This is a genomic window from Klebsiella sp. GG_Kp146, assembly GCF_040061975.1.
In the GTDB taxonomy this organism is placed as follows: domain Bacteria; phylum Pseudomonadota; class Gammaproteobacteria; order Enterobacterales; family Enterobacteriaceae; genus Klebsiella; species Klebsiella quasipneumoniae.
Genome location: NZ_JBEAHA010000006.1, coordinates 61,883 through 83,146 on the forward strand (window position 1 = coordinate 61,883; position 21,264 = coordinate 83,146).

Annotated in this window: 14 protein-coding genes; 13 read left to right on the forward strand and 1 reads right to left on the reverse strand. The window is 60.7% G+C overall.

Annotation, left to right across the window (positions count from 1 at the left end; all coding sequences use genetic code 11):
• Positions 1-85 precede the first annotated feature (85 nt).
• From ABLU95_RS08375 to ABLU95_RS08430, 12 genes are all read left to right on the forward strand, one after another.
• Complete coding sequence (locus ABLU95_RS08375; RefSeq protein ID WP_135719572.1) at positions 86-5,035, forward strand: alpha-2-macroglobulin; 4,950 nt, start codon at positions 86-88, stop codon at positions 5,033-5,035.
• A complete protein-coding gene (pbpC, locus tag ABLU95_RS08380) occupies positions 5,036-7,360 on the forward strand; it encodes a peptidoglycan glycosyltransferase PbpC (protein WP_080901526.1) in 2,325 nt (774 codons plus the stop codon).
• A 160-nt stretch (positions 7,361-7,520) separates the two neighbouring features.
• Entirely contained in the window at positions 7,521-7,952 is a 432-nt protein-coding gene (gene ndk, locus ABLU95_RS08385; protein WP_348879232.1) for a nucleoside-diphosphate kinase, read from the forward strand.
• A gap of 415 nt (positions 7,953-8,367) precedes the next feature.
• A complete protein-coding gene (locus ABLU95_RS08390) occupies positions 8,368-9,534 on the forward strand; it encodes a bifunctional tRNA (adenosine(37)-C2)-methyltransferase TrmG/ribosomal RNA large subunit methyltransferase RlmN (protein WP_002913894.1) in 1,167 nt (388 codons plus the stop codon).
• Positions 9,535-9,810: 276 nt separating this feature from the next.
• The gene (gene rodZ, locus ABLU95_RS08395) at positions 9,811-10,794 is read left to right on the forward strand and encodes a cytoskeleton protein RodZ (protein WP_243806657.1); all 984 of its coding nucleotides are present in this window, start codon (positions 9,811-9,813) and stop codon (positions 10,792-10,794) included.
• Positions 10,795-10,820: 26 nt separating this feature from the next.
• Positions 10,821-11,942 carry a flavodoxin-dependent (E)-4-hydroxy-3-methylbut-2-enyl-diphosphate synthase gene (gene ispG, locus ABLU95_RS08400; protein WP_004201890.1) on the forward strand — a complete coding sequence of 374 codons (1,122 nt, stop codon included), beginning with the start codon at positions 10,821-10,823 and terminating at the stop codon, positions 11,940-11,942.
• Positions 11,943-12,033: 91 nt separating this feature from the next.
• Positions 12,034-13,308 carry a histidine--tRNA ligase gene (gene hisS, locus ABLU95_RS08405; RefSeq protein ID WP_012540880.1) on the forward strand — a complete coding sequence of 425 codons (1,275 nt, stop codon included), beginning with the start codon at positions 12,034-12,036 and terminating at the stop codon, positions 13,306-13,308.
• 34 nt (positions 13,309-13,342) lie between these two features.
• Positions 13,343-13,963 carry a YfgM family protein gene (locus ABLU95_RS08410; protein ID WP_023290633.1) on the forward strand — a complete coding sequence of 207 codons (621 nt, stop codon included), beginning with the start codon at positions 13,343-13,345 and terminating at the stop codon, positions 13,961-13,963.
• Positions 13,964-13,973: 10 nt separating this feature from the next.
• A complete protein-coding gene (bamB, locus tag ABLU95_RS08415) occupies positions 13,974-15,152 on the forward strand; it encodes an outer membrane protein assembly factor BamB (protein ID WP_023290632.1) in 1,179 nt (392 codons plus the stop codon).
• A 113-nt stretch (positions 15,153-15,265) separates the two neighbouring features.
• Positions 15,266-16,744 (forward strand): ribosome biogenesis GTPase Der, encoded by a 1,479-nt coding sequence (der, locus tag ABLU95_RS08420; RefSeq protein ID WP_004144309.1) that lies wholly within the window; start codon positions 15,266-15,268, stop codon positions 16,742-16,744.
• Positions 16,745-16,862: 118 nt separating this feature from the next.
• On the forward strand, positions 16,863-17,942 hold the full coding sequence (locus tag ABLU95_RS08425) for a Gfo/Idh/MocA family oxidoreductase (RefSeq protein WP_348879234.1): 1,080 nt from the start codon (positions 16,863-16,865) through the stop codon (positions 17,940-17,942).
• 49 nt (positions 17,943-17,991) lie between these two features.
• The gene (locus ABLU95_RS08430; RefSeq protein ID WP_004201901.1) at positions 17,992-18,210 is read left to right on the forward strand and encodes a zinc ribbon domain-containing protein; all 219 of its coding nucleotides are present in this window, start codon (positions 17,992-17,994) and stop codon (positions 18,208-18,210) included.
• Here ABLU95_RS08430 and xseA read toward each other — a convergent pair.
• Positions 18,194-19,585, reverse strand: coding sequence for an exodeoxyribonuclease VII large subunit (gene xseA / locus ABLU95_RS08435; RefSeq protein ID WP_080901529.1), 1,392 nt, complete (start codon positions 19,583-19,585; stop codon positions 18,194-18,196). The two genes, ABLU95_RS08430 and xseA, sit on opposite strands and share 17 nt — an antisense overlap.
• 158 nt (positions 19,586-19,743) lie before the next feature.
• On the opposite strand from xseA, the gene guaB reads away from it, so the two are divergent.
• The gene (gene guaB / locus ABLU95_RS08440) at positions 19,744-21,210 is read left to right on the forward strand and encodes an IMP dehydrogenase (RefSeq protein WP_004151980.1); all 1,467 of its coding nucleotides are present in this window, start codon (positions 19,744-19,746) and stop codon (positions 21,208-21,210) included.
• Positions 21,211-21,264 lie beyond the last annotated feature (54 nt).

The following is a 21,264-nucleotide window of genomic DNA, read 5'->3' on the forward strand; positions in this document are numbered from 1 at the left end:
CGTCATCACTGTTGAGAAGCGCTGCCTTAACGCATAATAAAAAGTGATAATTTGCATCAGGCCCACCGGCCGAGGGGTTAGAAGGATGAAACCATTTCGTTTAGCGGCGCTGTCACTGGCGCTCCTTACCGCATTTTCATTAACCGGGTGTGATGACAGCGGTACACCGCAGGCTACAGCCCCGACGCCGGCCGCCGATAGCGGCCCTGGCGCGGCGGCAAAACCGGACAGCGCCCAGCTGGCGGCGCTGGCGGAAAAAAGCCAGGGCAAAGCGCTGACGCTGCTCGACGCTTCGGAGGTGCAGCTGGATGGCGCCGCGACCCTGGTGCTGACCTTTTCCGTACCGCTGCAGCCGGACCAGGATTTCTCCCGCAGCGTGCACCTGGTGGATAAGAAGAGCGGTAAGGTAGATGGCGCGTGGGAGCTGGCGCCGAACCTGAAAGAGCTGCGTCTGCGTCATCTTGAGCCAAAGCGCGAGCTGATTGTCTCGGTCGACCCGACGCTGACCGCCCTGAACAAGGCGACGCTCGATAAACCGTTCGAGAAGACCCTGACTACCCGCGATATCGCGCCAAGCGTCGGATTTGCCAGCCGCGGCTCGCTGCTGCCGGGCAACGTGATCGCCGGGCTGCCGGTGATGGCGCTGAACGTCGATAACGTCGACGTGAACTTCTTCCGCATTAAGCCGGAATCGCTCTCGGCCTTCGTCAGCCAGTGGGAATACCGCAATTCATTAAGCAACTGGGAATCCGACGAGCTGCTGAAGATGGCCGATCTGGTATACAGCGGCCGCTTTGACCTCAATCCGGCGCGCAATACCCGCGAAAAGCTGCTGCTGCCGCTGAGCGACATCAAGCCGCTCCAGCAGCCAGGCGTCTACGTGGCGGTCATGAACCCGGCGGGTCATTATAGCTACAGCAACGCGGCGACGCTGTTTACCCTTAGCGACATCGGCGTGTCGGCGCATCGCTACCACAACCGGCTGGACGTCTTTACCCAGAGCCTGGAAAACGGCGCCGCCCAGTCTGGTATTGATGTCCAGCTGCTCAACGCCAAAGGGCAGACCCTGGCGCAGGCGAAAAGCGATAGCCAGGGCCACGTCACCCTGCAAACCGATAAAGAAGCCGCGCTGCTGCTGGCGCGCAAAGAGGGACAGACCACGCTGCTCGACCTCAAACTGCCGGCGCTGGATCTGGCGGAGTTCTCCATTGCCGGCGCGCCTGGCTTCAGCAAACAGTTCTTTATGTTTGGCCCACGGGATCTCTATCGTCCGGGCGAAACGGTGATCCTCAATGCGCTGCTGCGCGATAGCGACGGCAAGCCGCTGGCGGAACAGCCGGTGAAGCTGGAGGTGGTCCAGCCGGATGGCCAGGTGATCCGCTCGGTGATGAGCAAACCGGTTAACGGCCTGTACCAGTTTACTTATCCGCTCGACAGCGGCGCGGCCACCGGCATGTGGCACATTCGCGCCAGCACCGGCGACAACCAGCCCCGCGAGTGGGATTTCCACGTCGAAGACTTTATGCCGGAACGCATGGCGCTGAAGCTGACGCCGCAGGCGGCGCCTGTCGCGCCGAATGCCGATGTCGCCTTTGATGTCAGCGGCGCTTATCTCTACGGCGCGCCGGCCAGCGGCAACACGCTGCAGGGCAAACTGTTCCTGCGCCCGCTTCGCGACGCCGTCGCCGCGCTGCCGGGCTTTGAGTTCGGCGATATCGCAGAAGAAAATCTCTCCCGCAGCCTTGATGAAGTCCAGCTGACGCTGGATGAAAAAGGCCATGGCGAAGTGACCACCTCCAGCCAGTGGCAGGATAGCCATTCGCCGCTGCAGGTGGTGTTGCAGGCGAGCCTGCTGGAGTCCGGTGGGCGTCCGGTCACCCGTACGGTTAAGCAGCCGATCTGGCCTGCCGAGGCGCTGCCGGGGATCCGCCCGCAATTTACCCTGAAGGACGTTTACGACTACCGCACCGACACCACGGTGAAGCAGCCGGTGGTGGATGAAAACAGCAACGCCGCGTTCGATATCGTCTATGCCGACGCCAAAGGCGAGAAAAAAGCCGTTTCCGGCCTGCAGGTACGGCTGATCCGCGAGCGCCGGGATTATTACTGGAACTGGTCCGATAGCGAAGGCTGGCAGTCGCAGTTCGATCAAAAAGATCTGCAGGAGGGCGAGGAGTCGCTGGATCTGCAGGCCGGCCAGATCGGTAAAGTGAGCTTTCCGGTAGAGTGGGGCTCCTATCGCCTGGAGGTGAAAGGACCGGACGATGTCGTCAGCAGCGTGCGCTTCTGGGCGGGCTACAGCTGGCAGGATAACAGCGAAGGCACCGGCGCAGCGCGCCCGGACCGGGTCACCATGAAGCTGGATAAACCGAGCTATAAGCCGGGCGACACCATCAGGCTGCACATCGCCGCCCCGGCGGCGGGTAAAGGCTACGCGATGGTGGAATCCAGCGAAGGGCCGCTGTGGTGGCAGGAGATTGACGTACCCGCCGAGGGGATGGACCTGTCGATCCCGGTGGATAACGCCTGGAATCGCCACGACCTCTACCTCAGCACGCTGGTGGTTCGCCCCGGCGATAAATCCCGCTCGGCGACGCCGAAACGCGCGGTGGGCCTGCTGCATCTGCCGCTGGGCGATGAAAACCGTCGCCTGACGCTGGCGCTGGAGGCCCCGGATAAAATGCGCCCCAACCAGCCGCTGACGGTGAAAGTGAAAGCCAGCGTCAAAGAGGGAGAGGCGCCGAAGCAGGTTAACGTTCTGCTCTCTGCTGTCGATAGCGGGGTGCTGAATATTACCGATTACGCCACCCCGGATCCGTGGAACGCCTTCTTCGGCCAGAAACGTTATGGGGCGGATATTTATGATATTTACGGCCAGGTGATTGAAGGGCAGGGGCGTGTGGCCAGTCTGCGCTTCGGCGGCGATGGCGACGAGTTAAAACGTGGCGGTAAACCGCCGGTTAACCATGTGACCATCATCGCCCAGCAGGCGCAGCCGGTGGTGCTGAACGATCGGGGCGAAGGGACGGTGACGCTGCCGATCGGTGATTTTAACGGCGAGCTGCGGGTGATGGCTCAGGCCTGGACGGCGGATGACTTCGGCAGCAGCGAAGATAAAGTGGTGGTGGCCGCCCCGGTCATCGCCGAGCTGAATACCCCGCGCTTCCTCGCCAGCGGTGACACCACTCGTCTGGCGCTGGATCTCAGCAACCTGACCGATAAACCGCAAACTCTGCAGGTACATCTTGCCGCCAGCGGACTGGTGACCTTGACCGAGGGTCAACTGCCGTCGGTGCAGCTGGCGCCGGGGGCGCGCAGCACGCTGTTTGTGCCGGTGAGCGCGCTGCCGGGCTTTGGCGATGGCCAGGTGAGCGCCACTATCAGCGGCCTGAGCCTGCCGGGGGAAACCTTCGCCCCGCTGCAGAAGCAGTGGAAAATCGGCGTTCGTCCGGCGTTCCCGGCGCAAACCGTCAACAGCGGCGCCGTGTTGCAGCCCGGCGAAAGCTGGCAGGCGCCGGCGGCGCAATCGGCAGGTTTCGCCCCGCAGACGCTGCAGGGCCAGCTGCTGCTCAGCGGCAAGCCGCCGCTGAATCTCGCGCGCTATATCCGCGACCTGAAAGCCTATCCTTACGGCTGCCTTGAGCAGACCGCCAGCGGCCTGTTCCCGTCCCTGTATACCAGCGCGGCGCAGCTAAAAGCGCTGGGCATCAGCGGGGACAGCGACGAAAAACGTCGCGCGGCAATCGATGTCGGGATCTCGCGCCTGCTGCAGATGCAACTGGAAAACGGCGGCTTTGCGCTATGGGATAAAGAGGGGCCGGAAGAGTACTGGCTGACCGCTTACGCCATGGATTTCCTTGTTCGCGCGGGCGAGCAGGGCTATAGCGTACCGGTCAACGCCATTAATAAAGGTAACGAACGCCTGCTGCGCTATCTTCAGGAGCCGGGGCTGATGACCGTGCGCTACAGCGACGACGCCCAGGCCAGCCGCTTTGCCGCTCAGGCATACGCCGCACTGGTGCTGGCGCGTCAGCAAAAAGCCCCGCTCGGCGCATTGCGTGAAATCTGGAGCCGTCACGACCAGGCGCGATCCGGCCTGCCGCTGCTGCAGCTCGGCATTGCGCTGAAAACCATGGGCGATGCGCCGCGCGGCGATGAGGCCATGAAGCTGGCGGTTGCCACGCCGCGCCAGGGTGAGAATCGCTGGCTGGGCGATTACGGTAGCCCGCTTCGCGATGACGCGCTGAAGCTGGCGCTGCTGGAAGAGAACAAGCTGCTGCCGGAGGCGCAAAACACGCTGTTGAGCACGCTGTCGGAAGAGGCCTACGGCCAGCGCTGGCTGTCGACCCAGGAAACCAACGCTCTGTTCCTTGCCGGGCGCACGCTGGCCGACCTGCCGGGCAACTGGCAGGCGCAAACCTCGCTGCAGGCCGAGCCGCTGGCTGGCGATAAAGCGCAAACCCGTAACCTCGACGGCGATCGGCTGGCGACGTTGCAGGTGAGCAATACCGGCAGTCAACCGCTGTGGCTGCGTCTGGACAGCAGCGGCTATCCGCAAAGCGCGCCGCAGCCGGGCGGCAACGTCCTGGGGATTGAACGCGCCGTTTTCGATACCCAGGGGCGGCAGAAGTCGCTGTCGTCGCTGCGCAGCGGCGAACTGGTGCTGGTCAAGCTGGAGGTGACCGCCAGACGCAACGTGCCTGACGCGCTGGTGGTTGACCTGCTGCCGGCGGGACTCGAGCTGGAAAACCAGAATCTGGCCAACAGCAGCGCCAGCCTGCAGGAGAATGGCGAAGCGGTGCAAAACCTTCTTAACCAGATGCAGCAGGCCGATATTCAGCATATCGAGTTCCGCGACGACCGCTTCGTCGCCGCTGTCGCGGTCAATGAAGGTCAGCCGGTGACGCTGGTCTACCTGGCGCGGGCGGTCACGCCGGGCACCTACCAGGTCCCGCAGCCGCAGGTGGAATCGATGTATGTGCCGCAGTGGCGGGCGACCGGGACCGCCAGCGGTCCGCTCACCGTGACGCCGTAAATGCGCGTAGTGCATCGGGTAAAACGCCGCTGGCGCTGGCTGGCGGCGTTTATTTTTCTGCTGTGGCTGGCGGTTCTGACCGCCGATCGCCTGTGGCCGCTGCCGCTGCATGACGTCACGCCTGCCCGGGTGGTCGTGGCGGAGGACGGGACCCCCCTGTGGCGGTTTGCCGACGCGCAGGGCGTCTGGCGTTATCCGGTGACTCTCGCCGACGTGTCGCCGCGCTATCTGCAGGCGCTTATTCAGTATGAGGACCGCTGGTTCTGGCGCCATCCGGGGGTCAATCCCTTCGCTGTAGTGCGCGCCGCCTGGCAGGATCTCACCTCCGGGCGGGTCATTTCCGGCGGCAGTACCCTCACCATGCAGGTGGCGCGCCTGCTCGATCCCCACCCCCGCACTTTCGGCGGCAAGCTGCGCCAGCTGTGGCGGGCGCTGCAGCTGGAGTGGCATCTGTCAAAGAGCGAAATCCTGACCCTGTATCTGAACCGTGCGCCCTTTGGCGGCACCCTGCAGGGGATCGGCGCGGCCAGTTGGGCTTATCTCGGCAAGCCGCCCGCGCAGCTCAGCTACGGCGAGGCGGCGCTGCTGGCGGTGCTGCCCCAGGCGCCCAGCCGTTTACGTCCGGACCGCTGGCCGCAGCGGGCCCAGGCGGCGCGGGATAAAGTCCTTGCGCGCATGGTCAGCCAGGGCGTCTGGCCGAGACTGGCGGTAAAGGAGGCGATGGAGGAGCCGGTGTGGCTGTTTCCGCGGCAGATGCCGCAGCTGGCGCCGCTCTTCGCCCGCCGGGCGCTGGCGACCAGTCGTGAGGAAAAAGTGGTGACGACCCTCGATGCCGGACTGCAGCGGCAGCTCGAGGATCTGGCGCTGAACTGGAAGTCGCGCCTGCCGCCGCGCAGTTCGCTGGCGATGGTTGTCGTCGACCACACGGATATGAAAGTCCGCGGCTGGGTGGGGTCGGCGGATATTACGGACGACAGTCGCTTTGGCCACATTGATATGGCGTCGGCGGTCCGTTCGCCTGGGTCGGTGCTGAAACCCTTTATTTATGCGCTGGCGATGGATGAAGGGCTGATCCATCCGGCGTCGTTATTGCAGGATGTGCCGCGGCGCTTTAGCGATTATCGCCCCGGTAACTTTGACAGCGGCTTTCACGGCCCGGTGAGCGCCAGCGACGCGCTGGTGCGCTCCCTGAATCTGCCGGCGGTCCAGGTGCTCGAAGCCTACGGGCCCAAACGTTTCGCGGCGAATTTGCGCAATGCCGGGTTGCCCCTGATGCTGCCCGCCGGCGCCGAGCCGAATCTGTCGTTGATCCTCGGCGGCGCCGGAGCGAGACTGGAAGATATCGTCGCGGCGTACAGCGCCTTTGCCCGCCACGGGAAGGCGGCGCGGCTGCGCATGACGCCCGGAGACCCGCTGGTGGAAAGGGCGCTGATATCCCCGGGGGCGGCGTGGATCGTCCGGCGCATCCTGGCCGGCGAAGCGCAGCCGGTTCCCGATGCCTCACTCCCGCAAGCGGTGCCGCTGGCCTGGAAGACCGGCACCAGCTACGGGTACCGCGATGCGTGGGCGGTGGGCCTCAATGCGCGTTATCTGATTGGCATCTGGACCGGGCGTCCGGACGGTACGCCGGTGGTGGGGCAGTTTGGCTTCGCCAGCGCGGTGCCGTTGCTCAATCAGGTCAATAATCTGCTGCTCGCCCGCCCGGCGATGAGCCGCGGCGGCCTGCCGATCGATCCGCGACCGGCAACGGTTAGCCGCGGGACGCTCTGCTGGCCCGGCGGCCAGGCGCTGCCGGCGGGCGACAGCAACTGCCGTCGTCGCCTGGCCAGCTGGCTGCTGGAAGATAGCCAGCCGCCGACCCTGCTGCTGCCGGGGCAGGAGGGCGTGCGCGGGATCCGCTTCCCGGTGTGGCGCAATGAACACGGCGAACGGGTGGCGGCGGATTGTCCCGGGGCGCGCGAAAGTGTGGTGGAGGTCTGGCCGCTGCCGCTGGATCCCTGGCTACCGCCGGGGGAACGTCGCTCCGCGCGTCTGGGGCCGGTATCGAAGGCATGCCCACCGTTGCAAACTCAGGATGCCGCGCCGCTGGTGCTCTCCGGGGTCCGCGAGGGGGCGGTGATTAAACGTCTGCCGGGGGAGGCGCGGGTGATGTTGCCCCTGCAAACCAGCGGTGGTGAAGGGCGGCGCTGGTGGTTTATCAACGGCCAGCCGATAGATGCCGCCGGCGCGAGAACCACGCTAACTCTGGATAAGCCCGGCGAGTGGCAGCTGGTGGTGATGGATGAGGCAGGACAAACGGCGGCCGCGCGTTTTACCCTGCAATAACCAGGGTAAATTTGTTGTTGGCGGTTTGTGTTTTCAATACTCATCTTATTTTAACAAAATGTTACCTTCAGCCGTAGGCAGGGGCGGGGATGCTCATTATAATGCGCGCCAGGCCATACGATCGTATGCGCAACAACAGAACATTTAATTAGAGGTAATCATGGCTATTGAACGTACTTTTTCCATCATCAAACCAAACGCGGTGGCAAAAAACGTTATTGGCAGCATCTTTTCCCGCTTTGAAGCTGCAGGGTTCGAAATCGTCGGCACCAAAATGCTGCACCTGACCGTAGAGCAGGCTCGTGGTTTCTATGCTGAGCACGAAGGTCGCCCGTTCTTCGACGGTCTGGTTGAGTTCATGACCTCCGGCCCGATCGTGGTTTCCGTCCTGGAAGGCGAAAACGCCGTTCAGCGTCACCGTGACCTGCTGGGCGCCACCAACCCGGCAAACGCCCTGGCGGGTACCCTGCGCGCTGACTACGCTGACAGCTTCACCGAGAACGGCACCCACGGTTCCGACTCTGTAGAATCCGCTGCACGCGAAATCGCGTTCTTCTTTGCTGAAGGCGAGGTTTGCCCGCGCACTCGCTAATCTCCTGCGTCTTTCACGCCACAGCATTGTTGGCTTCCTTCGCGCACCCCGGTCACATAGTTATCTATGCTCCCGGGGATTAGCGAACTCGCCGCCTCGCTGTGACCTGAAATACTTTGGAGATACGAACCTCGTCTTTTCGACCGTCGCGGCGTTGGCCACGCGCGTTCACCCCGGTCACATAGTTATCTATGCTCCCGGGGATTCACTTGCTTGCCGTCTTGCGACAATCGAAAAGCCATAGAGGATTAAGCACACGGTTACGATTTTTTTATCATTGACTACGTGCAGGCATGGCTTCCATGCGCCAGAATTTGTAGAATATAGCGCCCCTGGACGAGCTGTCGCTCTCCGGGGCGTTTCTTTTTCAACCCACCTGGGGCCATAACGTGTAATAACGAGGCCGGAAAACATTATGTCTGAACAAATTGTCACGCCTGATACCGCCGCTCTGACGGTGCCGAACAAAGATGCCAAAATCAACCTGCTGGATTTAAACCGTCAGCAGATGCGCGAGTTTTTCAAAAACATGGGCGAGAAGCCTTTCCGCGCCGATCAGGTGATGAAATGGATGTATCACTACTGCTGCGACGACTTTGATGAGATGACTGACATCAACAAAGTCCTGCGCAGTAAACTGAAAGAAGTGGCGGAGATCCGCGCCCCGGAAGTGGTTGAAGAGCAACGCTCAACCGACGGGACCATCAAATGGGCGATTGCCGTTGGCGATCAGCGCGTCGAGACCGTCTATATCCCGGAAGAAGACCGCGCCACCCTGTGCGTCTCCTCCCAGGTAGGCTGCGCGCTGGAGTGTAAATTCTGCTCCACCGCCCAGCAGGGCTTTAACCGCAACCTGCGGGTTTCCGAAATTATCGGCCAGGTCTGGCGCGCGGCGAAAATCGTCGGCGCGGTGAAGACCACCGGCGTACGTCCGATCACCAACGTGGTGATGATGGGCATGGGCGAGCCGCTGCTGAACCTCAACAATGTCGTTCCGGCAATGGAAATCATGCTCGACGATTTCGGCTTTGGCCTCTCCAAACGTCGCGTCACCCTGTCGACGTCCGGCGTGGTGCCGGCGCTGGATAAACTCGGCGATATGATCGACGTCGCGCTGGCCATCTCCCTGCACGCGCCGAACGACACCATTCGTGACGAAATCGTCCCGATCAACAAAAAGTACAACATCGAGACCTTCCTCAACTCGGTGCGCGGCTATATTTCGAAGTCCAACGCCAACCAGGGCCGGGTGACCATCGAGTACGTGATGCTGGATCATGTCAACGACGGCACCGAGCACGCCCACGAACTGGCGGCGCTGCTGAAAGATACGCCGTGCAAGATCAACCTGATCCCATGGAACCCGTTCCCGGGCGCGCCGTATGGCCGCAGCTCCAACAGCCGCATCGACCGTTTCTCCAAAGTCCTGATGGAGTACGGCTTTACGACCATCGTGCGTAAAACGCGCGGCGACGATATCGATGCCGCCTGCGGTCAGCTGGCGGGCGACGTCATCGACCGTACCAAGCGCACGCTGCGTAAGCGGATGCAGGGCGAAGCGATTGACGTAAAAGCGGTCTGACAAATGATGGCCCGTGCAGCGCAGGCGGCACGGGTCATATTTATGACCAATAGCCAGGCGAAATACGCTGATTCGGTTAATAATTACGGTGCGTTTTTGTCGACTTTGAGGCAGTATGTAGCGGCACAACAACCGCTTAGCATTCAATTTTGATTCGTCTCTGTGATCGCGCGGCTGACAGTCCTATACTGTGAGGCTGACGTACCACAGATGTCTCGCGGCGCCGGCTTTTTCCCGCGCTGAACTTTAAATTTCACGTACCAGTAGTTGTAGCGAATGAATACTGAAGCCACTCAAGATCATCAAGAAGCAAACACCACGGGCGCGCGTCTGCGTCACGCCCGCGAACAACTCGGACTTAGCCAGCAAGCGGTGGCAGAACGCTTATGCCTGAAGGTGTCCACGGTTCGTGATATTGAAGACGATAAGGCGCCTGCCGACCTCGCTTCCACCTTCCTGCGCGGGTACATCCGCTCCTATGCTCGCCTCGTACATATCCCGGAAGACGAGCTGCTGCCGATGATGGCCAAGCAAGCGCCCATCCGCGCGGCGAAAGTCGCGCCAATGCAGAGCTTCTCTTTAGGTAAACGTCGCAAAAAACGCGACGGCTGGCTGATGAGCTTCACCTGGCTGGTGCTGTTTGTGGTTATCGGCCTGAGCGGCGCCTGGTGGTGGCAAGACCATAAGGCGCAGCAGGAAGAGATCTCCACCATGGCCGATCAGTCTTCCGCTGAGCTGAACAGCGGCGACACCAGCAGCCAGAGCGTGCCGCTGGATACCAGCGCCCCGGCAGCCCCGACCGCCGATAGCGCTGCGAACAGCGCGCCAACCGATACCGCCAGCGCCCCGACCACCAGCGCCCCGACCCAGACGCCGGCGGACAATAACGCCGTTGTCGCGCCTTCCCAGGCCAATGTCGATACCGCAGGCGCGGCGCCGGCTACCCCGGCCTCGCCATTGCCGACCGATCAGGCGAACGTGACGAACCCGGCGGCGGCGGCGCAGGATCTGGTGATGAACTTTTCCGCCGATTGCTGGCTGGAAGTGAGCGATGCCACCGGCAAAAAACTGTTCAGCGGCCTGCAGCGTAAAGGCGGCAACCTGAACCTGAGCGGTCAGGCGCCGTATAAGCTGAAAATTGGCGCCCCGGCTGCGGTAGAGATCCAGTATCTGGGCAAGCCTGTCGATTTAAGTCGTTTTATCAGAACTAACCAGGTTGCGCGTCTGACCCTTAATGCCGAATCATCACCGGCGCAGTAACAGACGGGTAACGCGGGAGATTTTTCATGCATAACCAGGCTCCGATTCAACGTAGAAAATCTAAACGTATTTACGTTGGTAATGTGCCAATTGGCGATGGGGCTCCCATCGCCGTTCAGTCAATGACTAATACGCGCACCACTGATGTGGCGGCAACCGTAAATCAAATCAAAGCGTTAGAGCGCGTGGGCGCGGATATTGTCCGCGTCTCTGTTCCGACGATGGACGCCGCCGAGGCGTTCAAACTGATCAAACAGCAGGTCAACGTCCCGCTGGTCGCCGATATCCACTTTGACTACCGTATTGCGCTGAAAGTCGCGGAATACGGCGTCGACTGCCTGCGTATCAACCCGGGCAACATCGGCAACGAAGAGCGCATCCGCATGGTCGTAGATTGCGCGCGCGATAAAAATATCCCGATCCGCATCGGCGTTAACGCCGGCTCGCTGGAAAAAGATCTGCAGGAAAAATATGGCGAGCCGACGCCGCAGGCGCTGCTCGAATCCGCCATGCGCCACGTCGATCATCTCGATCGCCTCAATTTCGATCAGTTTAAAGTCAGCGTTAAAGCCTCCGACGTCTTCCTGGCGGTAGAGTCTTATCGCCTGCTGGCGAAACAGATCGATCAACCGCTGCACCTCGGGATCACCGAAGCGGGCGGCGCGCGCAGCGGCGCGGTGAAATCGGCGATCGGTCTTGGGCTGCTGTTGTCCGAAGGGATCGGCGATACGCTGCGCGTCTCGCTGGCGGCGGATCCGGTGGAGGAGATCAAGGTCGGCTTCGATATCCTCAAATCGCTGCGTATTCGTTCCCGCGGTATTAATTTCATCGCCTGCCCGACCTGTTCGCGTCAGGAGTTTGACGTTATCGGGACGGTGAACGCCCTGGAGCAACGTCTGGAAGATATCATCACTCCGATGGATGTTTCGATCATCGGCTGCGTGGTGAACGGCCCGGGCGAAGCGCTGGTTTCCACCCTCGGCGTGACCGGCGGCAACAAGAAAAGCGGCCTGTATGAAGACGGCGTGCGTAAAGATCGCCTGGACAACAACGACATGATCGACCAGCTGGAAGCGCGGATCCGCGCCAAAGCCTCGATGCTCGATGAAGCCCGTCGGATTGACGTTCAACAGCTTGAAGCAAAATAACGTGTTGGGAAGCGATACGCTTCCCGTGTATGATTGAACCTGCGGGCGCGAGGCGCCGGGGTTCATTTTTGTATATATAAAGAGAATAAACGTGGCAAAGAACATTCAAGCCATCCGTGGCATGAACGATTATCTGCCGGGCGAAACCGCTCTCTGGCAGCGCATTGAAGGCTCACTGAAGCAGGTGCTCGGTAGCTACGGTTACAGCGAAATCCGTTTGCCGATTGTAGAGCAGACCCCGTTATTCAAACGCGCGATCGGCGAAGTGACCGACGTGGTTGAAAAAGAGATGTACACCTTTGAGGACCGCAACGGCGACAGCCTGACGCTGCGTCCGGAAGGGACGGCGGGCTGCGTACGAGCCGGCATCGAACATGGTCTGCTGTACAATCAAGAACAGCGCCTGTGGTACGTCGGGCCGATGTTCCGCCACGAGCGTCCGCAGAAAGGCCGTTACCGCCAGTTCCATCAGATCGGCGCCGAAGTTTTCGGCCTGCAGGGGCCGGACATCGATGCGGAGCTGATCATGCTGACCGCGCGCTGGTGGCGTGAGCTGGGCATCTCCGATCATGTCAGCCTTGAGCTGAACTCCATCGGTTCTCTGGAAGCCCGCGCCAACTACCGCGACGCGCTGGTGGCTTATCTCGAGCAGTTTACCGATAAGCTTGATGAAGACAGCAAACGCCGGATGTATACCAATCCGCTGCGGGTGCTGGACTCCAAAAACCCGGACGTGCAGGCGCTGCTGAACGACGCGCCGGCGCTCGGCGATTATCTCGACGAAGAGTCGAAAGCCCACTTTGCCGGCCTGTGCGCGTTGCTTGACGATGCCGGGATCCGCTATACCGTCAACCAGCGCCTGGTGCGCGGCCTCGACTACTATAACCGCACCGTGTTTGAGTGGGTGACCACCAGTCTCGGTTCTCAGGGCACCGTCTGCGCCGGCGGCCGTTACGACGGCCTGGTTGAGCAGCTTGGCGGTCGTGCCACCCCGGGCGTGGGCTTCGCCATGGGTCTGGAACGTCTTGTTTTACTGGTCCAGGCAGTGAATCCGGAATTTAAAGCCGATCCTGTTGTCGATATATACCTGGTAGCCTCCGGGACCGATACTCAGTCCGCCGCCATGCGTCTGGCTGAGCAGGTTCGCGATGCGCTGCCCGGCGTGAAACTGATGACCAACCACGGCGGCGGCAACTTTAAGAAGCAGTTCGCCCGTGCCGATAAATGGGGCGCACGTATCGCCCTGGTGGTGGGTGAGTCAGAGATCGCTGACGGAAACGTGGTAGTGAAGGATTTACGCTCAGGTGAGCAAACTACCGTAACGCAGGAGAGCGTTGCCGCGCATTTGCGCACACTTCTGGGTTAATCTCCCGGGAATTATTAGTCAGGAGAAGGACTGCGTGGAAACTTTTAACAACGAGAACGATCAGGTCGATGCGCTGAAGCGCTTCTTTGCCGAAAACGGCAAAGCGCTGGCGGTCGGGGTGATTTTAGGGATTGGCGCGCTGGTTGGCTGGCGCTACTGGACCTCCCATCAGCAGGATACCGCCAGAGACGCGTCGCTGGCTTACGAAAAGGCGACTTCCGCGCTGAAATCAAATACGCCAGACGTGCTGTCAGGGGCGGAGAAGTTCGCGGCTGACAATAAAAATACCTACGGCGCCTTCGCCTCTCTCGAGCTGGCACAGCATTTTGTTGAACAGAACGATCTGCCGAACGCCGAAAAGCAGCTTCAGCAGGGGCTGGCGGCCGCGTCTGATGATAACCTGAAATCGGTTATCAGTATGCGTCTTGCCCGCGTTCAGCTGCAGATGAAGCAGGCTGATGCGGCGCTGAAAACCCTCGACAGCATTAAAGGCGAAGGTTGGACCGCGATTGTGGCTGATTTGCGCGGCGAAATTCTGTTGAGCAAAGGCGATAAGCAAGGGGCCCGTGCGGCGTGGGAAGCTGGCGTGAAAAGCGATGCTTCTCCTGCGCTCAGCGAAATGATGCGTATGAAAATGAATAATTTGTCCATCTGAGAGGGACTCGATGCAATTGCGTAAATTACTTTTGCCAGGGCTGCTTTCCGTTACCTTGCTGAGCGGGTGTTCGCTGTTTAATAGCGAAGAAGATGTGGTGAAAATGTCACCGCTGCCGACGGTAGAAAACCAGTTTACGCCGTCCACGTCCTGGAGCACCTCGGTTGGCGATGGTATCGGCGAATTTTACTCTAACCTTCATCCGGCCTTCGCCGACGGCGTGGTCTATGCCGCTGACCGTAAAGGCACCGTCAAAGCGCTGAGCGCTGACGACGGCAAAGAGGTGTGGTCGGTGAATCTGGCGGAGAAAGATGGCTGGTTCTCGCGCACCCCGGCGCTGCTTTCCGGCGGTGTGACCGTCTCGGGCGGCCATGTTTATATCGGCAGTGAGAAAGCGCAGCTGTATGCGCTGAATACCAGCGATGGTACCGTGGCCTGGCAAACCCGCGTCGCCGGCGAAGCGCTGTCGCGCCCGGTGGTGAGCGATGGCATGGTGCTGGTCCACACCAGTAACGGCCAGCTGCAGGCGCTGAATGAGACCGATGGCGCCGTGAAGTGGACGGTTAACCTGGATATGCCTGCGCTCTCCCTGCGCGGCGAATCCGCTCCGGCCACCGCCTACGGCGCGGCGATCGTGGGCGGCGACAATGGCCGCGTCAGCGCGGTATTGATGCAGCAGGGGCAGATGATTTGGCAGCAGCGTATTTCCACGGCCACCGGGCCGACGGAAATCGACCGTCTGAGCGACGTCGACACCACGCCGATTATCGTCAACGGCGTTGTCTATGCGCTGGCTTACAACGGTAACCTGACCGCGCTGGATCTGCGCAGCGGCCAGATTATGTGGAAACGCGAGCTGGGTTCGGTGAATGATTTCATCGTCGATGGCAACCGTATCTATCTGGTTGACCAGAATGACCGCCTGCTGGCGCTGACTACCGATGGCGGCGTGACCCTGTGGACACAAAGCGATCTGCTGCACCGTTTGCTGACCGCGCCGGTGTTGTATAATGGCAATCTGGTGGTCGGCGATAGCGAAGGCTATATGCACTGGGTGAACCCGGAAGATGGCCATTTTGTGGCGCAGCAGAAAGTGGACAGCTCCGGTTTCCTGACCGACCCGGTTGTGGCCGATGGTCGACTGCTGATCCAGGCGAAAGACGGTACGCTGTACGCGATTACGCGTTAATTACCGCTGTCGTGAGTGATTAAGAAACGGCCCCTGGCAGACAGGGGCCGTTTTGACTTTTTTAAAAACGTCGTTATGACGATGTTGCTTAGTGATTGTATGAGGCATTTAACATGATACCTGTGGTCGCGCTTGTCGGGCGCCCTAACGTTGGAAAATCCACGCTCTTTAACCGCCTGACGCGCACTCGTGATGCGCTGGTTGCGGATTTCCCGGGGCTGACTCGTGACCGTAAGTACGGTCGGGCCGAAGTCGAAGGCCGCGAATTCATCTGTATCGATACCGGTGGTATTGATGGTACGGAAGAGGGCGTGGAAACCCGGATGGCGGAGCAGTCGCTGCTGGCAATCGAAGAGGCCGATGTGGTGCTGTTTATGGTCGATGCGCGCGCGGGCCTGATGCCGGCGGACATCGCGATCGCTAAACACCTGCGCTCTCGTGAAAAGCCCACCTTCCTGGTGGCTAACAAAACCGACGGCATCGACGTCGACCAGGCGATGGCGGACTTCTGGTCGCTCGGCCTGGGCGATATCTATCCTATTGCCGCTTCGCACGGCCGCGGCGTGACCAGCCTGCTTGAGCAGGCCCTGCTGCCATGGGTCGATGAGGTTAATCCTCAGGAAGAAGTGGATGAAGACGCCGAATACTGGGCAAAATTCGAAGCTGAGCAGAATGGTGAAGCGGAAGAAGAGCCGGAAGACGATTTCAATCCGCAGGATCTGCCGATCAAGCTGGCGATTGTCGGACGTCCTAACGTCGGTAAATCGACGCTCACCAACCGCATCCTCGGCGAAGATCGCGTGGTGGTCTACGATATGCCGGGCACCACCCGCGACAGCATTTACATCCCGATGCAGCGTGACGAGCGCGAATACGTGCTCATCGATACCGCCGGGGTGCGCAAGCGCGGCAAAATTACTGACGTGGTGGAGAAATTCTCGGTCATCAAGACGCTGCAGGCGATTGAAGACGCCAACGTCGTGCTGCTGGTGATTGATGCCCGCGAAGGCATCTCCGATCAGGATCTGTCGCTGCTGGGCTTTATCCTCAACAGCGGCCGCTCCCTGGTGATCGTCGTCAACAAATGGGACGGCCTGAGCCAGGAAGTGAAGGAGCAGGTGAAAGAGACCCTCGACTATCGTCTGGGCTTTATCGACTTTGCCCGGGTGCACTTCATCTCCGCCCTGCACGGCAGCGGCGTCGGCAACCTGTTTGAATCGGTACGTGAAGCCTACGATAGCGCAACCCGCCGCGTAAGCACCGCGATGCTCACCCGGATCATGAACATGGCGGCGGAAGATCATCAGCCACCGCTGGTTCGCGGCCGTCGCGTGAAGCTGAAATATGCCCACGCCGGGGGCTACAACCCGCCTATCGTGGTGATCCACGGTAACCAGGTGAAGGATCTGCCGGATTCCTACAAGCGCTATCTGATGAACTATTTCCGTAAATCCCTGGACGTGATGGGTACGCCAATCCGTATCCAGTTCAAGGAAGGGGAAAACCCGTTCGCCAACAAGCGCAACACCCTGACGCCGAACCAGATGCGGAAACGTAAGCGCCTGATCAAGCACATCAAGAAAAGCAAATAATCATTAAACCCGCTTCGGCGGGTTTTTTTGTGGCCGACATGCCGGTAAATGTCAAAACCATCCGCCATAATCCCGCGATACTTCGCCGGGAACAGAGCGGCTCAGGGGTGAACTAAACATGCAAATTGGATTTATCGGCCTCGGCGCGGTGGTGGAAACCGCCTATTTACCCGCGCTGCATCGCCTCGGATACCGTATTGACAGCTGCCAGGGCTATGACCTGGACAGCAGCAGAGCGCTGCCGGGGATCCAGCGCTGCAGTTCGCTGTCGGCGTTGCTGGCCAAACCCCTGGATACGCTCTTCATCACCACGTCGTCCCTCCAGCACCTGCCCGTGCTGGAGAGGGCGTTAGCCAGCGCCATTCCCCGCATCGTGGTGGAGAAACCGATAGTGGCCAACCTTGAGCAGGCCGCGCGGCTGCGGGCGCTGCTGGCGCCGGCGGGGGAGGCCGGTCGGGTGCTGGCCCTCGACCACTGGATGGCGCGTGGGTTAGCCCTGAACGCTCTTGCTCCGCCGTGGCAGGCGGAAGAGGGGGCCAGAGGCCTGCCGCCGCCGCACCTTTCAGCGCAGGATATCGCCTGGATAGAAGGCTATTTGCAGGAGCCAAGCGGCTTTAACGCTGCCGGAGAACCGGTCGCGCTTAACTTCGCCACCGGCGAACTGGATACCCGGCGGCTGCGTCATCCTGACGGCGTGATCCTCGATATCGGTACCCATGTCCTGGCGATGCTGCGGGAAACGCTGCTCGGCTGCGGAGGCGATGTGACGCTGGACCTCGCCGTTCGGGTGGCGAAAGACCGTCTCGGCCGAGATATTGCTCATGGGGATACGGTCACTGCCGAGGGAGAGGCGCATCTGCAGGGATGCCTGGGCGATATCCCGCTGAATATCTGGCTTAACAAATATGCCGGTCCCGCGGGCGGGCAAAAGGGAATGCGGATAGGGCTGCGGGACGGGCGACTGCTTGCCCTCGATCGCGCCCCTGATGGCGAGGTGGCGACGCTACAGGACGGCGAGCGGATCCAGCGCTGGACCCGGCCCGGAGCGATCTATGCGCACTGTCTCGATGAGCAGATCCTTGGCGCGGAGAATGTGTTTACCCGGGCGCCCGAAAGCGTGGCCGGGCTGACGCGGCGTCGGCTTGAGGAAGTGGAATGGTTGCTCAGGTTGCAGCAGCAATTACGCGGCCCTCATTAAACCCGGAACATGATAAAATAGGTGCAGATAAACGTTGAAAGGAATGGTTATGGAACTTGATTGCCCTCTGTGCCACGCGCCGTTAGATGTCAAAGGCAGCAGCGCGCATTGCGCTCAGTGCGAAAGGGTATTTGCCCTTGAGGCGCGCTGCCCGGAATGCCACCAGCCGCTGGAGGTGCTGAAGGCGTGCGGCGCGGTGGATTACTTTTGCCAGCACGGGCACGGCCTGATCTCGAAAAAACGGGTGGAGTTTATTCCGCTGGTTTAGGCGGCGATGGCTTTCTGGCCCGCGTTTTTTTCACCGGCGCAATCTGCCTCACTTCACTTTCGACCCAGCCGTCTTTCAGGCGGGTGGTGAGCAGATCGCCGGTTTTGACCTGTTTTGTCTGCTTCAACACCGTGCCGTCGCTCACCGAAGTGACGCTATAGCCGCGCGCCAGGGTGGCTAAGGGACTCACCGCCTCCAGATGGGTCACCGCGTGACCAAACCGTTCACGCCGCTCGCTGAGGCGGCTACGCATCGTTTCCGCCAGCCGGTATTCCAGCTGCTGGACGCGCGATTGCGTCCGGTGGATACGCGGCTGCGGGTTATAGTGATTCAGGCGCTGAACAGTGCGCTTTTGCCGCTGCTCGGCGCGTTTAAGCTGCGATTCCATGGCGATGCGCATCCGCTGGCGCAGGCGTTCCAGTGCGGTCTGCTGGCGGGCCAGCCGCAGCTGCGGGTGCTGCTGCTGCAGACGATGGAACAACTGGGTAAAACGGCGCTGGCGACTGGCGAGGAAATAGTCCATCGCCATCTCCAGCCGCTGCTGCCCGGCCTGCAGCTGGCGCAGCAGCTCCTGCTGATTACGGCTGACGATCTCCGCGGCGGCAGAAGGGGTCGGCGCTCGCAGGTCGGCAACAAAATCAGCGATAGTGACGTCGGTTTCATGGCCGACGGCGCTGACGATAGGGATCTGGCTGGCGAAGATAGCGCGCGCCACCCGCTCATCGTTAAAACTCCACAGATCCTCCAGCGAACCGCCGCCGCGTCCGACAATCAGCACGTCACACTCCTGACGCGCGTTCGCCAGCGCGATGGCGCGCACAATCTGCCCGGGGGCATCGTCACCCTGGACCGCGGTCGGGTAGACGATCACCGGCAGCCCGGGGTCGCGGCGTCTGAGGACATGAAGAATATCGTGCAGCGCGGCGCCGGTTTTCGAGGTGATGACCCCGACGCAGCGGGCGGGGGAGGGGAGCGCCTGCTTATGTTTTTGATCGAACAGCCCTTCCGCGGTTAACTGCGCTTTCAGCTGCTCATACTTCTGCTGCAGCAACCCTTCGCCGGCGGGCTGCATGCTTTCGACGATAATCTGGTAGTCGCCGCGCGGCTCATACAGGGTGATGTTGGCGCGAACCAGCACCTGCTGCCCATGCTGCGGGCGAAACGTGACCCGACGGTTGCTGTTGCGGAACATCGCGCAGCGCACCTGGGCGTTATCGTCTTTTAAGGTGAAGTACCAGTGGCCGGAAGAAGGCTGGCTGAAGTTAGAGATCTCGCCGCTGATCCAGACCTGGCCCATTTCGCGCTCAAGCAGCAGACGCACCGTCTGATTGAGGCGGCTAACGGTAAAAATTGCGGGGGATTGAGAGGGTAACATGTGAGCAAGATCAAACTTTAAATCAGCAGGTTATTCAGTCGATAGTAACGCGCTCAGAGGGGATGGCAAGTATTATTTGCAAAAAAGGGTAGATGCAATCGGTTACGCTCTGTATAATGCCACGGCAATATTTATCCACCCTGGTCGAGATATTGCCCATGCTACGTATCGCTAAAGAAGCCCTGACGTTTGACGACGTCCTCCTCGTTCCCGCTCATTCTACCGTTCTGCCGAATACAGCCGATCTCAGCACTCAGCTGACGAAAACCATTCGTCTGAATATTCCTATGCTCTCCGCAGCCATGGATACCGTAACGGAAGCGCGTCTGGCTATTGCCCTGGCACAGGAAGGCGGCATCGGCTTTATTCACAAAAACATGTCCATCGAGCGCCAGGCGGAAGAAGTTCGCCGCGTGAAGAAACATGAGTCCGGCGTGGTCACCGACCCGCAGACCGTTCTGCCGACCACCACCCTGCGTGAAGTGAAAGAGCTGACCGAGCGTAACGGCTTCGCCGGCTACCCGGTGGTTACCGAAGAGAACGAGCTGGTCGGCATCATCACTGGCCGCGACGTGCGTTTCGTCACCGATCTGAACCAGCCGGTCAGCGTCTACATGACCCCGAAAGAGCGTCTGGTTACCGTTCGTGAAGGCGAAAGCCGTGAAGTGGTCTTTGCGAAGATGCACGAAAAACGCGTTGAGAAGGCGCTGGTTGTGGATGAGAGCTTCCACCTGCGCGGGATGATCACCGTAAAAGACTTCCAGAAAGCGGAACGTAAACCGAATGCCTGTAAAGATGAGCAGGGCCGTCTGCGCGTAGGCGCTGCGGTCGGCGCCGGCGCGGGCAACGAAGAGCGCGTTGACGCGCTGGTGGCTGCGGGCGTTGACGTCCTGCTGATCGACTCCTCTCACGGCCACTCCGAAGGCGTTCTGCAACGTATTCGTGAAACGCGCGCGAAATACCCGGACCTGCAAATCATCGGCGGCAACGTCGCCACTGGCGCAGGCGCGCGCGCGCTGGCGGAAGCCGGTTGCAGCGCGGTGAAAGTGGGCATCGGCCCGGGCTCCATCTGTACGACCCGTATCGTGACCGGCGTAGGTGTGCCGCAGATCACCGCGGTTTCCGACGCGGTGGAAGCGCTGGAAGGCACCGGTATTCCGGTTATCGCCGACGGCGGTATCCGTTTCTCCGGCGACATCGCTAAAGCGATCGCGGCCGGTGCGGCGGCAGTGATGGTCGGCTCCATGCTGGCCGGTACCGAAGAATCCCCGGGCGAAATCGAACTCTACCAGGGCCGCTCTTACAAATCCTATCGCGGGATGGGCTCCCTCGGCGCGATGTCGAAAGGCTCCTCTGACCGCTACTTCCAGAGCGATAACGCCGCTGACAAACTGGTGCCGGAAGGTATCGAAGGCCGCGTGGCCTATAAAGGCCGCCTGAAAGAGATCATTCACCAGCAGATGGGCGGCCTGCGCTCCTGTATGGGTCTGACCGGCTGTGGTACCATTGACCTGCTGCGTACCAAAGCTGAATTCGTACGCATCAGCGGTGCGGGCATTCAGGAAAGCCACGTTCACGACGTGACCATCACCAAAGAGTCCCCGAACTACCGTCTGGGCTCCTGATTTCTTCGCCCGACCTTGCGTCGGGCGATTTATTTACTCTGTTTCACTTGCCTC

Bases quoted from the DNA above. Each gene is read 5' to 3' on its own strand.
- ABLU95_RS08390 (WP_002913894.1), top strand. From the start codon at position 8,368: ATGTCTGAACAAATTGTCACGCCTGATACCGCCGCTCTGACGGTGCCG.
- bamB (WP_023290632.1), top strand. From the start codon at position 13,974: ATGCAATTGCGTAAATTACTTTTGCCAGGGCTGCTTTCCGTTACCTTG.
- ndk (WP_348879232.1), top strand. From the start codon at position 7,521: ATGGCTATTGAACGTACTTTTTCCATCATCAAACCAAACGCGGTGGCA.
- ispG (WP_004201890.1), top strand. From the start codon at position 10,821: ATGCATAACCAGGCTCCGATTCAACGTAGAAAATCTAAACGTATTTAC.
- der (WP_004144309.1), top strand. From the start codon at position 15,266: ATGATACCTGTGGTCGCGCTTGTCGGGCGCCCTAACGTTGGAAAATCC.
- ABLU95_RS08425 (WP_348879234.1), top strand. From the start codon at position 16,863: ATGCAAATTGGATTTATCGGCCTCGGCGCGGTGGTGGAAACCGCCTAT.
- ABLU95_RS08375 (WP_135719572.1), top strand. From the start codon at position 86: ATGAAACCATTTCGTTTAGCGGCGCTGTCACTGGCGCTCCTTACCGCA.
- ABLU95_RS08430 (WP_004201901.1), top strand. From the start codon at position 17,992: ATGGAACTTGATTGCCCTCTGTGCCACGCGCCGTTAGATGTCAAAGGC.
- xseA (WP_080901529.1), bottom strand. From the start codon at position 19,585: ATGTTACCCTCTCAATCCCCCGCAATTTTTACCGTTAGCCGCCTCAAT.
- rodZ (WP_243806657.1), top strand. From the start codon at position 9,811: ATGAATACTGAAGCCACTCAAGATCATCAAGAAGCAAACACCACGGGC.
- guaB (WP_004151980.1), top strand. From the start codon at position 19,744: ATGCTACGTATCGCTAAAGAAGCCCTGACGTTTGACGACGTCCTCCTC.
- pbpC (WP_080901526.1), top strand. From the start codon at position 5,036: ATGCGCGTAGTGCATCGGGTAAAACGCCGCTGGCGCTGGCTGGCGGCG.